Genomic DNA, 12,561 nt, shown 5'->3' on the forward strand with positions numbered 1-12,561 from the left:
GGGTCGTTGCCGCAGGTAGTGGCCGGTGTGCCCGCCGATGTCGCCGTCGGCGGCGGGCCGGGCGGGTGGCACGATCGGGGCATGACGGAACTGGTAGGCCTCGCCGACGTGCAGGCGGCCCGGGACGTGCTCGCCGGGGTCACCCGGGTCACCCCGCTGGAGCCCTCCCGGCCGTTGAGCGCGGCGCTCGCCGGTCCGGTCTGGCTCAAGTGCGAGAACGTGCAGCGCGCCGGGTCGTACAAGGTGCGCGGGGCGTACCTGCGGATCTCCCGGCTGTCGGCGGCGGAGAAGGCCCGGGGGGTGGTGGCGGCCAGCGCCGGCAACCACGCCCAGGGGGTCGCGCTCGCCGCCGGGCTGCTCGGCACCCACGCCACGGTCTTCATGCCGGTCAACGCCCCGCTGCCCAAGGTCGCCGCCACCAAGGGGTACGGCGCGCAGATCGAGCTGACCGGCGCGAACGTCGACGAGGCGCTGGTCGCCGCGCAGGCGTACGCCGAACGGACCGGTGCGGTGCTGATCCACCCCTTCGACCACCGGGACGTGATCGCCGGCCAGGGCACCGTGGCGCTGGAGATCCTGGAGCAGTGCCCCGACGTCAGGACCATCGTCACCGGCGTCGGCGGCGGTGGGCTGATCTCCGGGATCGCGGTGGCCGCGAAGGCGCTGCGCCCCGACGTCCGGGTGATCGGCGTGCAGGCGGCGAGCGCCGCGGCGTACCCGCCCTCGCTGGCCGCCGGTGAGCCGGTGCCGCTGACGGCCTTCTCCACCATCGCCGACGGCATCGCGGTCGGCCGACCGGGGGTGATCACCTTCGAGCACGTGCGCAAGCTCGTCGACGAGATCGTCACGGTCACCGAGGAGGACATCTCCCGCGCCCTGCTGATGCTCCTGGAACGGGGCAAGCAGGTGGTCGAGCCGGCCGGGGCGGCCGGCGTGGCCGCGCTGCTGGCCGGCGCGGTGCAGGTCGAGCCACCGGTGGTGGCGGTGCTCTCCGGCGGCAACATCGATCCGCTGCTGATGCTCCGGGTGATCGAGCACGGGCTGGCCGCCGCCGGCCGGTACCTGCGGGTCACCGTCCGCTGCTCGGACCGGCCGGGTCAGCTCGCCTCACTGCTGGCCGAGATCGCCGAGCACCGGGCGAACGTGGTCGACGTGGAACACCAGCGGGCCAACCCGCACCTGCACCTGGGCGAGGTGGAGGTGGCCCTGTCGGTGGAGACCCGGGGGGAGGAGCACTCCGAGGAGCTGATCGGCGCGCTGCGCGCCAGCGGCTACCAGGTCGGCTTCCCCGGCCTGGCCTGAGCCGTACGGCGGTGCCGCGCCCGTCGGCGGGCGCGGCACCGGTGCGCGGTGGGTCAGCCGGAGAACGGCTCGTAGTTGACCACGGTGACCTTGATGTCGGCCCCGCTCGGCGCGGTGTAGGTGACGGTCTGGCCGGACCGGCTGCCGAGGATCGCCTGACCGAGCGCCGACTCCGGGCTGTAGACGGTCAGGTCGGTGGTGGAGGCGATCTCCCGCGAGCCGAGCAGGAACGTCTCGGTGTCGGCCTGGTCGTCGTCGAAGTAGATCGTCACGACCATGCCGGGGGCGACCGCGTCGGCACTCGGCGCCTCGCCGACCTTCGCCGTGCGCAACAGCTCCTGCAGGTAGCGGATGCGCCCCTCCTGCTTGCCCTGCTCCTCGCGGGCGGCGTGGTAGCCGCCGTTCTCCTTCAGGTCGCCCTCCTCGCGCCGGGCGTTGATCTCGGCGGCGATGACCGGACGGCCCGCGATCAGCTCGTCGAGCTCGGCCTTGAGGCGGTCGTGCGCGTCCTGGGACAGCCAGGTGGCGGGCGCCTCGTTGTCAGTGGTGGACACAGGCGGTCTCCTCGATTCTGCGGTTCTGGCTGACAGGTGAATGTCCAAGTTACCAGTGCCGCGCACCACAGCGGTGTCGTCGATCACCGGCCGTACCGACGGCCCTGCCCGTCGTGCCGGCGCTCGGGTGGGCTCAGTCGGGGGCCCGGCAGCGCAGTACCTCGCCGATGAACGGCCGGCCGGTGGTGGTCAACCGGTGCCGGGAGGTGAGGTGCCGTTCGTCGGGACCGGCGGTCACCGTCACCTCCTCGCGGGCCACCTCCGCACCGGCCTGGTCGCGGGCCCGCAGGACACAGAGCGCCGAACCGCCGGCCGGCACGGTGACCCGGAAGTCGACCACGATCTGCGTGTCGGTGATCCCGGTGTAGGTGATCACCTCGGCGTCGTAGTTCGGGTCACCGTAGAGCTGGTACTGCCGGACCGCGACCAGGCTCAGCACCGCCGCCATCGCGACCGCCACGAGCACGACGAGCACGGTCCGCCGACGGCCGGGCGCGCGGCGACGGCCGTAGCGCCCGGGTGGGAACACCGGTGCCCCGGCGGGAATTGTGGCGTGCGTCTCGGTCACCGGCGGGTATCTCCTGGCGTTGTTGTCGGTGGCATCGGCAAGAATGGTCAGAGTCCATCTTTCCAGCCCGGCGCTGAGTCAACGATGGCAGGTCGGCACGGCTTGTGGTCACGATCTTGCAGGCACGATCTTGCGGGCACGATGTCGGGGTCACGATCTTGCGGTCACGATCTTGCGGTCATGGTCCGCTACGGTTCGGGCCGACCCGGGTGGGTCTGCCGCCGGGCACAGACGAGGAGCGCCGAAGTTGGCAGAGCAACTGCGTCTCATGGCCGTTCACGCACACCCCGACGACGAGTCGAGCAAGGGTGCCGCGATGATGGCCAAGTACGTCGCCGAGGGGGTGGACGTGCTGGTCGTGACCTGCACCGGCGGCGAACGCGGCAGCGTGCTCAACCCGAAACTCGACAGGCCCGAGGTGTGGGCCGACATCGCCGACATCCGCCGCCGTGAGATGGACGCCGCCCGGGCCGTCCTCGGCGTCGACCAGGCCTGGCTGGGCTTCGTCGACTCCGGGCTGCCCGAGGGCGATCCCCTGCCCCCGTTGCCGGAGGGCTGCTTCGCGCTGCAGGACGTCGAGCAGGCGGCGGGGCCACTGGTGCGGCTGATGCGACAGTTCCGGCCGCACGTCGTCACCACGTACGACGAAGAGGGCGGTTACCCGCACCCCGACCACATCATGTGTCACAAGGTCACCGTGGCGGCCTTCGACGCCGCCGCCGACGCCTCGCGCTATCCGGAGCTCGGCGCGCCCTGGCAGCCGCTGAAGCTCTACTACGACATCGGCTTCTCCCGGGGCAAGATCATGGCGCTGCACGAGGGGATGCTCGCCGCCGGCCTGGAGTCGCCGTACCAGGACTGGATCAAGCGGTGGGAGGACCGGGTCGACAAGGGCCCGCGGATCACCACTCGGGTGGAGTGCGCCGAGTACTTCCCGGTCCGCGACGACGCCCTGCGGGCCCACGCCACCCAGGTCGACCCGGACGGCTTCTGGTTCCACGTGCCGATGGAGATGCAGCAGCGGGCCTGGCCGACGGAGGACTTCGAGCTGGTCCGATCGCTGGTGGACAGCCCGCTGCCGGAGTCCGACCTGTTCGCCGGGGTGCGGGAGACCGTTGATGCCCGCTGACCACCGCCGGGGCTACCCTGGTGGGCAGTCATCCACCGGAGGTCCCTCATGCTGACCGCAGCCCAGGTGCTCGCTGCGAACAATTTCGGCAACACCCGTACGGGTGGCCTGGCCGGTCCGATGGGCCTCTTCCTCATCCTGGTGCTGGCCATCGTCACCGTGCTGCTCATCCGGAACATGAACTCCCGGCTGCGCCGGCTGCCCGACCGGTTCCCGGAGTCGCCGGGCGAGGCGTCCCGGGCCGAGGCGACCGCCGCCGAACCGGCCGACGTGAGCGTCGCGCAGGAATCCTTACCGAATGCCGGCAAGGGGCGCCAGCAGCGCCGCAACGGGTAGTTCATTCGTGATTCACGCCGAACCGGATGGTCGCCCCCTGTTGCGACCATCCGGTTTGGCTTAGCCTTCCGCCGGGGGACCAGACGTTCCCCGAGCCGTGCGCGGAAGGGGGCGCCGATGAAGGTCACCGCACCGGTCGCCCGTGGTGCCCGCCACCGGCCGACCGACGGAGGCGTCCGGTGATCCCCGGCCGGGCCGGCGAGGATCCGATCGACCGGCTCGGGTGGCGCGGCACACCGACGCGCGTACTGCTGCTCACCGGCGCGGTCCTGCTGACCGCGCTGGCAGCCGCCGTGGTCGGATTGACCCTGCCCGCCCGCCTGCCTGCCGACGACCCGCTACCGGGTCCCGCCCGCTTCGGCCTCGCGGTGGCCGCCTTCGCGGTGGCCCAGCTGGCCCGGCTGCGCTTCCGCACCACAGCGGGCATGGTGAGCATCACCTGGGGCGAGGCCGCCCTGATCGTCTGCCTCTACCTGGTACCGGCCGGCTGGCTGCCCGCCGCCGCGCTGCTCGGCACCGGACTCGCCTGGTGGGCGATGTCCATCGCCGGGGACCGTCAACCGACGCTGGAGATCGTCCGCATCGCGGCCTCGTTGGCCGCGGCGACCGCGCTGGCCGCCTCGGTCGCCACCACCCTGGGTCGGCCCCTGCTCGCCGCCCCCACGCCCGGGCTGGCGCTCGCCCTGGTCGCCGGGTCGGTGACGTACCTGCTGGTGACGGCCTGGCTCGGCGGGGTGATGCTGGGGCTGCGACACAGCGTGCCGATCGGCACCCCGCTGCTGGCCGCGCTCCGCGGCAAGCTGTTGATGTTCGTCGGCAACATCGCCGTCGGCCTGGTCGTGGTCGCCCTGATGGAGATCGACCCGCGCTGGCTGCTGCTGCTCCCGCCACCACTGTGGCTGCTCCAGCAGACCTACCGGCACCGGCTGCGCTCCGATCAGGAACGTCGTACCTGGCGGGCCTTTGCCGAGGCCACCGCCGCACTCAACCAGCTGGAGGAGCGGGGGGTGGCCACCGCCGCGGTCACCGGCGCGCTCAACCTGTTCGGCGCGGAGACGGTCGAGGTGGACGTGGCCCGCCCGGACGGCCACTGGCGACGTTACCGGTGCGACGTGGGTGGCCAGGTGACCGAGCTGGACGCCGACCCGCCGACCGGTCACGAGCCCGGTGAACACGAGCTGCTCCGCCGGCTCGGCGTCGGCTCGACCGAGGTCGGCGAGCTACGGCTGCGTTTTCCCCGCTCGGCACCGCCGGAGGCCCGGGAACGGGACGCCCTCGCCGCCTTCGGTGACGCGCTGGCCGCGGCCCTGCACGACGCGGCGACCCACCGGGAGCTGCGGCGGGTCACCGAACGCTCGTCGTACGAGGCGGTGCACGATCCGCTCACCGGACGGCTGAACCGGACGGCCATGCTCAGCCGGGGCGACCAGGCGCTGCGCCAGTTGGCCCACGAGCACCCGGTGGCGCTGCTGCTGCTCGACATCAACCAGTTCAAAGAGGTCAACGACACCCTCGGGCACGCCGCCGGTGACCAGCTGCTGCGGCTGACCGCCGACCGGCTGGAGGCCCTGGTCCGCCCCGGTGACCTGCTCGGGCGGCTCGGCGGCGACGAGTTCGCGCTGCTGGTGACCTCTGTCCCGGTGGTCGGCGACCGGGCCGCCCCGAGCGCGTACGCGCTGCGCCGGGCCCGGGAGATCGCCGAACGACTCGCCGCCCCGACCGAGGTGGCCGGGGTGCGGATGTCCGTCGAGGTCTCGGTGGGGGTGGTGGTGACCGCCGCCGGCACCGCCGACCTGACCGAACTGCTGCGCCGGGCCGACATCGCGATGTACCAGGCCAAGGGCAGCGGCGGCAGCATCGTCGCGTACGACAGCGCCCGGGACGCCGCCAGCACCGACCAGCTCGCCCTCCTCGCCGAGCTACGGGAGGCCCTCGCCGCCGACGACCAGCTGGTGCTGGCCCTGCAACCGGCCGTCGACCTGACCACCGGGGCACCGACCGGGGTGGAGGCGCTGATCCGCTGGCACCACCCGCGCCGGGGCTGGCTCAACCCGGTGGAGTTCATCCGCCCGGTGGAGCTCAGCGAGCAGCTCGGCACCTTCACCCGGTACGTCCTCGACAAGGCGCTGGCGGTGGCGGCCGGCTGGGCCCGGGAGGGGGTGGACGTACCCATCTCGGTCAACCTGTCGGCGCGTAGCCTGCTGGACCCCCGGCTGCCGGCCGACATCGCCGACCTGCTGCGTCGCCACCAGGTGCCGGCGCACCGGCTGGTGCTGGAGATCACCGAGACGGTGGTGATGAGCGAGCTGGAGATCATCGACGAGGTGCTGGCCACGCTGCGGGCGATGGGTGTGCAGCTCGCCGTGGACGACTTCGGCACCGGCTTCTCGTCGTTGACCTTCCTGACCCGGATCACCGTGGACGAGCTGAAGGTGGACCGCTCGTTCGTGCTCCGGATGGCCGACTCGCCCGAGGCGGCGGCCATCGTACGGACCACCGTCGGGCTCGCCCACGAGCTGGGGCTGCGGGTGGTGGCCGAGGGCGTGGAGACCGCCGAGCAGCGCCTCGCCCTGACCGAGCTGGGCTGCACGGCGGCCCAGGGCTACCACTTCTTCAAGCCGATGCCGGCCGACAAGATCAGCGCGGTACTCGGCTCGATGATCGACACGAGCCGCCCCACCGTCGTCCCGCTCCGCGCCGACGGCGCCTCCTGACCGCTGCGCGCCCGGCGGGGCCTCCCAGGCGCTGTGCCGATGGGGCCTCCCAGGCGCTGCGCCGATGGGGCCTTCTGGGCGCTGCGCGCCGGGCGTGGGGTTTCATGGGCGCTGCGCGCCGGGCGCGGGGCTGGGTAGGGTCGTCGGGTGAACCGACTCGTCGACGCCACCAGCCCGTACCTGCTCCAGCACGCCGACAACCCGGTGGACTGGTGGCCCTGGTGTGACGAGGCGTTCGCCGAGGCCAGGCGCCGGGACGTGCCGGTGCTGATCTCGGTGGGCTACGCGGCCTGCCACTGGTGTCAGTGAACCGGCAACCCAGTAGTGCGGCAGTCGGCACGACAGCGAAGCGCGTTGCATCAAGGCCGCCACTCGCCCGTCGCTACCCGTTAGCCATCCGTTACGGCAGGTCAGTCATCGTAGGTTGCCGGGCAACGGTGGCCGAGCCGTGAGAACGGTGGTGACCCGGCTGCCCTGCTCGACCCAACGTCGACTCGTGGGACAAATCCAGTCAGCGACTTGCAGTGAAGTTCGGTACAGGCTCACCAGTGGCCGATTGAACATCGGTTCGTGGTGAGCCATCCGGTTTCGTGCCTCGTGTAGCAAGCCGACCGCATCGGAGACCGCTGCACGCCGCTGACGAGGGAAAGCTTCGTGAAGGCAGGGATGCCACAGGCCGCGGTCGTACCGACGAGCGAGAAGGAACCGCCAGAAACCAAGGTTCAGTTCTGCGACGACGCGCCCTGGCGTCTCGGGCCGCCCGTTGCGTACGGCACGAGCCCTCGCCTTAGTGATGTCTTCGACAGCCTCGGGGAACAGGAAACCTCTCGGTAGCGCCGAAGATCGGGGATTGAGGTACCAGCATGGCTCGCCGAAGGTTCGGGCAGACCAGGCTTCGAGTTGGCAGTGCAGGGCGTTGCGCAACAGCACTTCGATGTGACCCAATGTAACCGAAAGCGCTGCGGTGACCTCGGTGTTCCACCGGTACAGCGCTAGTGCTGCCCGTAGATCGCCGCCGCATGCCAGCTTGTACGGACCGAGGCGCTCAGGTGAGAGGCGCTCTTCGAGCACCGTCAGCTCTTCCGCCTGCATGCCCGTCTCCCGCTCCTGGTCAAAGCACGCTATGATTCAGCACGAAGACCCCGGTCCGCCTCTGCCCGTGAGGGCATGCCGCCGGGGTTTTGTCTGTGCTGAGTCTCGATCACATGGCCCCATGGCCGTCCCGGTGAGTGGCGACCGAGCCAGCGCTCCTAATCGTAGAGAATGACGATTGGCAGCGCAAGTCTAGCTGTGCTCGACTTGGCTGCGGAGCGCATGAAGCGGCTTGCCGCTCGGTACGTGGACATAGACCCAGCCGTTGATCGTTGTGCCGGTCTGTTCCGCAAGCGCTCGTGACGGAGTTGCGAACGATGTTCCGTTCGCAAGCTTGAGCCAGCCTCGCGTCGTGACCGTTGCCTCGTGAACCATGCGCCGTCTCGGCTGCTCGTGCCGTAGAACGTCCCCGGGGGCGAGGACGCCAGCCTTGATCAACGGCAGCAGGGCTCCTGGCCGCGGGGGTAGGCGCCTTATGGTTGGTGCGGGCTTCTCGTGTGGTTCCTCCGAGTCTCCGCTGAGAAGCAGGCGGCGCAACACATCGTTCGGTGTGTCGACCAGTGGCTCGCAGTGCTCCTGTAGGAAGGTGAACACTTCGTCATCGACCTCGATGGTGCGTCTGGTCATTACGGTCCCCAGCCTCCCGATCGCCGCAGCTCTGCTAGCCTAGCTGACGATTGAGAGATTAGGCTGTGCTCACCGACTGCAGAGGTCGAGGAGGAGCCATGTCAGCAGCGTGAAGCCTTGGCGTGAGAGGGTGGGAGTCGTGAACCGGCTCTCTGACAGCACTTCCCCCTACCTTCTCCAGCACGCCGCCAACCCGGTGGACTGGTGGCCGTGGGGAGAAGACGCCTTTGCAGAAGCCAGACGACGAGACGTACCAGTGCTGATCAGCATTGGGTATTCGAGTTGTCATTGGTGTCATGTGATGGCCCACGAATCGTTCGAGGACGAGGCGGTCGGTGCCCTGCTCAACGAGGGCTTCGTGGCGATCAAGGTGGACCGGGAGGAACGCCCCGACGTCGACGCCGTCTACATGACCGCCACCCAGGCGATGACCGGGCAGGGCGGCTGGCCGATGACCGTCTTCGCCACGCCGGACGGTACCCCGTTCTTCTGCGGCACCTACTTCCCGAAGGCCAACTTCGTCCGGCTGCTGGAGTCGGTGGGCACGGCCTGGCGGGAGCAGCGGGACGCCGTACTCCAGCAGGGGGCCGCGGTGGTCGAGGCGATCGGCGGCGCGCAGGCCGTCGGAGGTCCCACCGCGCCGCTCACCGCCGACCTGCTCGACGCCGCCGCCGGTCAGCTTGCCAAGGAGTACGACCGCCAGCACGGCGGTTTCGGCGGGGCGCCCAAGTTCCCGCCGCACCTGAACCTGCTCTTCCTGCTCCGGCACCACCAGCGCACCGGGTCCGCCGAGAGCCTGGAGATCGTCCGGCACACCTGCGAGGCGATGGCCCGGGGCGGCCTGCACGACCAGCTCGCCGGCGGTTTCGCCAGGTACTCGGTGGACGCGCACTGGACGGTGCCGCACTTCGAGAAGATGCTCTACGACAACGCCCTGCTGCTGCGGGTCTACACCCAGCTCTGGCGGCTCACCGGTGACCCGCTGGCCAAGCGGGTGGCCCGGGACACCGCCCGGTTCCTCGCCGACGAGCTGCACCGCCCCGGTGAGGGCTTCGCCTCCGCGCTGGACGCCGACACCGACGGCGTGGAGGGGCTCACCTACGCCTGGACGCCCGCCCAACTCGTCGAGGTGCTGGGCGAGGAGGACGGCCGGTGGGCCGCCGACCTCTTCGCGGTCACCGAAGCCGGCAGCTTCGAACACGGCACCAGCGTGCTGCGGCTGGCCCGGGACGTCGACGACGCCGACCCGACGGTACGGGGGCGCTGGCAGCGGGTGGTCCGGCAGCTGCTGGCCGCCCGGGACACCCGCCCGCAGCCGGCCCGCGACGACAAGGTGGTGGCCGCCTGGAACGGCCTGGCGATCACCGCGCTCGCCGAGTTCGTCCGCCTCGTCGAGGCCGAGGTAACCACCGGCCCGCCTGGTGGTCCGGCGTCGCCCGGTGAGCGGGCCGGGGCTGACGATGGCACCGATGCCGCCGACCGTGCTGCTGACGCGGCCGGTGCCGCCGACCGTGCTGCTGACGCGGCCGGTGCCGCCGGGGTCGCGGGGGCCGGTGACGACAACCTGCTGGCGGGGGTGACCATCGTCGCCGACGGGGCGATGCGCGACGCCGCCGAACACCTGGCCCGGGTGCACGTCGTCGACGGCCGGCTGCGCCGGGTCTCCCGCGACGGCGTGGTCGGCGAGCCGGCCGGGGTGCTGGAGGACTACGGCTGCGTCGCCGAGGCGTTCTGCGCGATGCACCAGCTCACCGGTGAGGGGCGCTGGCTGGAGCTGGCCGGGCAGCTGCTGGACACCGCCCTGGCCCGCTTCGCCGCCCCCGGTGGCGGCTTCTACGACACCGCCGACGACGCCGAGCAACTCGTCGCCCGGCCGGCCGACCCGACCGACAACGCCACCCCGTCCGGTCGGTCGGCGATCGCGGCGGCGCTGGTGACGTACTCGGCGCTGACCGGCGAGACCCGCTACCGGGAGGCCGCCGAGGCCGCCCTGGCCACCATCGCCCCGATCGCCGCCCGGCACGCCCGCTTCACCGGGTACGCGACCACGGTGGGAGAGGCACTGCTCTCCGGGCCGTACGAGATCGCGGTGGCCACCACCGACCCGGCCGCCGACCCGCTGGTCGCCGCCGCGTTCCGGCACGCCCCACCCGGGGCGGTACTGGTCGCCGGCCTCCCGGACCAGCCCGGGGTGCCGCTGCTGGCCGACCGCCCGACACGCGACGGCCAGCCCACCGCGTACGTCTGCCGGGGTTTCGTCTGCCAACGTCCCGTCACCACCGTCCCCGACCTCCTCACCCAGCTGTAAGGAAGGGCCCCCTGTTAACGCCTGCGGTAGAGAAGGGTCCCCTTCTTACCGCCCGACCGACCGCCCGTCCGGCGCGGCCCCGTCCGGCGCGGCCCGTCCGGCGCGGCCCGTCCGGCGCGGCGCGGTCTGGCGTGATGCGGACTGCGGGGGGCGGGGGGCGAGAGGGGGGTACCGGAGCGCGCGGTTAGGCTGGCGGCCGAGATGGATACCCGAACCGGTCTGCCTGTTGTCGGCATGGTGGGGGGCGGCCAGCTGGCCCGGATGACCCACCAGGCCGCGATCGCCCTCGGTCAGTCGCTGCGCGTGCTCGCGCAGTCGCCCGACGATGGTGCCGCCCTGGTCGCCGCCGACGTGCAGTACGGCGACCACACCGACCTCGCCGCGCTGCGTACCTTCGCCAAGAGCTGCGACGTGGTCACCTTCGACCACGAGCACGTGCCGACGGAGCACATCCGGCTGCTCGCCGCCGAGGGGGTGAAGCTCTTTCCGCCGGCTGACGCCCTGCTGCACGCGCAGGACAAGCGGATCATGCGGGAACGCCTCGGCGCGCTGGGCGCGCCGAACCCGGTGTGGCAGCCGGTCACCGAGCCGGCCGACCTCGTCGCCTTCGGCACCGAGCAGGGCTGGCCGGTGGTGCTCAAGGCCGCCCGGGGCGGGTATGACGGCCGGGGCGTCTGGCTGGTCGACGACGCCGCACAGGCAACCGAGCTGGCCGGCACCCTGCTGGCCGGCGGGACCCGGCTGATCGTCGAGGAGCGGGTACGGCTGCGCCGCGAGCTGGCCGTGCAGGTGGCCCGCTCGCCGTTCGGCCAGGTGGCGGCGTACCCGGTGGTGGAGACCGTGCAGGTCGACGGCGTCTGCGTCGAGGTGCTGGCCCCGGCCCCCGGGTTGGCCGAGGAGGTGGCGGTCGCCGCCCAGCAGCTCGCCATCGACCTGGCCACCGCGCTCGGGGTGGTCGGCCTGCTCGCGGTGGAGCTCTTCGAGACCCCGGCCGGCCTGGTCGTCAACGAGCTGGCGATGCGACCGCACAACTCGGGGCACTGGACCATCGAGGGGGCCCGGACCTCGCAGTTCGAGCAGCACCTGCGGGCGGTCCTGGACTACCCGATGGGGGACACCGCGCTGACCGCCCCGGTGGTGGTGATGGCGAACGTGCTCGGTGGTGAGCCGGGTGGGATCTCCGTCGACGAGCGGTTGCACCACCTCTTCGCCGCCGAGCCGGGGGCCAAGGTCCACCTGTACGGCAAGCAGGTGCGTCCCGGTCGCAAGATCGGGCACGTGACGGTGCTCGGTGACGAGCTCGACGACGTACGGGCGCGGGCCGCGCGGGCCGCCCGCTGGCTGCGAGAGGGAACCAGTGAGTGAGCTTGCCAACGTCGGGGTCGCCGACGAGGGACTGCCGACCGCCAGTACGGTCGGACTGATCATGGGCAGCGACTCGGACTGGCCGACGATGCGGGCCGCCGCCGAGGCGCTTGACGAGTTCGGGGTCGCCTACGAGGTGCACGTGATCTCGGCGCACCGGACCCCGGTCAAGATGATCGAGTACGGCCGGGCCGCCGCTGACCGGGGGATCAAGGTGATCATCGCCGGGGCGGGTGGCGCGGCGGCCCTGCCCGGCATGGTCGCCTCGGTGACCCCGCTGCCGGTGATCGGCGTACCGGTGCCGTTGAAGCATCTCGACGGGATGGACTCGCTGCTGTCGATCGTGCAGATGCCCGCCGGGGTGCCGGTGGCCACCGTCTCCATCGGCAACGCCCGCAACGCCGGCCTGCTCGCGGTACGCATCCTGGCCGCCGCCGACCGGGCCCTGCTGGACCGGATGGCGACCTACCAGGCAGACCTGGAGCAGTTGGTCGCCGAGAAGGACGCCACCCTGCGCGCCTCCCTGGCCTGACCCCACCCGCCCCACCCTGCCTTCCGCACGGCCC

At 71.7% G+C, this 12,561-nt stretch carries 10 protein-coding genes and 3 pseudogenes; 9 read left to right on the forward strand and 4 right to left on the reverse strand.

What is annotated here, in order from left to right:
• The first annotated feature begins 81 nt into the window (after positions 1 to 81).
• Complete coding sequence (ilvA, locus tag ACN28G_RS01960) at positions 82 to 1,302, forward strand: threonine ammonia-lyase (protein WP_091445987.1); 1,221 nt, start codon at positions 82 to 84, stop codon at positions 1,300 to 1,302.
• Between the two features lie 53 nt (positions 1,303 to 1,355).
• Here ilvA and greA read toward each other — a convergent pair whose 3' ends face one another.
• On the reverse strand, positions 1,356 to 1,856 hold the full coding sequence (gene greA, locus ACN28G_RS01965; RefSeq protein WP_091434866.1) for a transcription elongation factor GreA: 501 nt from the start codon (positions 1,854 to 1,856) through the stop codon (positions 1,356 to 1,358).
• Between the two features lie 133 nt (positions 1,857 to 1,989).
• Positions 1,990 to 2,424 carry a DUF4307 domain-containing protein gene (locus ACN28G_RS01970; RefSeq protein ID WP_091434868.1) on the reverse strand — a complete coding sequence of 145 codons (435 nt, stop codon included), beginning with the start codon at positions 2,422 to 2,424 and terminating at the stop codon, positions 1,990 to 1,992.
• A gap of 247 nt (positions 2,425 to 2,671) precedes the next feature.
• Here ACN28G_RS01970 and mca point away from each other — a divergent pair, with 247 nt between their 5' ends.
• The 4 genes and pseudogenes from mca to ACN28G_RS01990 form a co-directional block, all read left to right on the forward strand.
• Complete coding sequence (gene mca / locus ACN28G_RS01975; RefSeq protein ID WP_421478244.1) at positions 2,672 to 3,553, forward strand: mycothiol conjugate amidase Mca; 882 nt, start codon at positions 2,672 to 2,674, stop codon at positions 3,551 to 3,553.
• A gap of 48 nt (positions 3,554 to 3,601) precedes the next feature.
• Positions 3,602 to 3,889 carry a hypothetical protein gene (locus ACN28G_RS01980; protein WP_091434872.1) on the forward strand — a complete coding sequence of 96 codons (288 nt, stop codon included), beginning with the start codon at positions 3,602 to 3,604 and terminating at the stop codon, positions 3,887 to 3,889.
• A gap of 209 nt (positions 3,890 to 4,098) precedes the next feature.
• Entirely contained in the window at positions 4,099 to 6,603 is a 2,505-nt protein-coding gene (locus ACN28G_RS01985) for a putative bifunctional diguanylate cyclase/phosphodiesterase (RefSeq protein ID WP_244891699.1), read from the forward strand.
• A 147-nt stretch (positions 6,604 to 6,750) separates the two neighbouring features.
• Positions 6,751 to 6,906: pseudogene (locus tag ACN28G_RS01990) on the forward strand (DUF255 domain-containing protein); the annotation flags it as partial.
• Between the two features lie 111 nt (positions 6,907 to 7,017).
• Here ACN28G_RS01990 and ACN28G_RS01995 read toward each other — a convergent pair.
• Positions 7,018 to 7,695 carry a hypothetical protein gene (locus tag ACN28G_RS01995; RefSeq protein ID WP_421478245.1) on the reverse strand — a complete coding sequence of 226 codons (678 nt, stop codon included), beginning with the start codon at positions 7,693 to 7,695 and terminating at the stop codon, positions 7,018 to 7,020.
• A 192-nt stretch (positions 7,696 to 7,887) separates the two neighbouring features.
• Positions 7,888 to 8,322 (reverse strand): hypothetical protein, encoded by a 435-nt coding sequence (locus tag ACN28G_RS02000; protein WP_421478246.1) that lies wholly within the window; start codon positions 8,320 to 8,322, stop codon positions 7,888 to 7,890.
• A gap of 139 nt (positions 8,323 to 8,461) precedes the next feature.
• On the opposite strand from ACN28G_RS02000, the pseudogene ACN28G_RS02005 reads away from it, so the two are divergent.
• From ACN28G_RS02005 to purE, 4 genes and pseudogenes are all read left to right on the forward strand, one after another.
• Positions 8,462 to 9,715, forward strand: a pseudogene (locus tag ACN28G_RS02005) (thioredoxin domain-containing protein); the annotation flags it as partial.
• Positions 9,716 to 9,844: 129 nt separating this feature from the next.
• Positions 9,845 to 10,630 (forward strand): annotated as a pseudogene (locus ACN28G_RS02010) (hypothetical protein); the annotation flags it as partial.
• A gap of 201 nt (positions 10,631 to 10,831) precedes the next feature.
• Positions 10,832 to 11,995 (forward strand): 5-(carboxyamino)imidazole ribonucleotide synthase, encoded by a 1,164-nt coding sequence (locus tag ACN28G_RS02015; RefSeq protein ID WP_421478247.1) that lies wholly within the window; start codon positions 10,832 to 10,834, stop codon positions 11,993 to 11,995.
• A gap of 61 nt (positions 11,996 to 12,056) precedes the next feature.
• A complete protein-coding gene (purE, locus tag ACN28G_RS02020) occupies positions 12,057 to 12,527 on the forward strand; it encodes a 5-(carboxyamino)imidazole ribonucleotide mutase (RefSeq protein WP_091445990.1) in 471 nt (156 codons plus the stop codon).
• The last annotated feature ends 34 nt before the right edge of the window (positions 12,528 to 12,561 follow it).

Source organism: Micromonospora sp. WMMA1923 (genome assembly GCF_049179195.1).
Taxonomy (GTDB): domain Bacteria; phylum Actinomycetota; class Actinomycetes; order Mycobacteriales; family Micromonosporaceae; genus Micromonospora; species Micromonospora yangpuensis.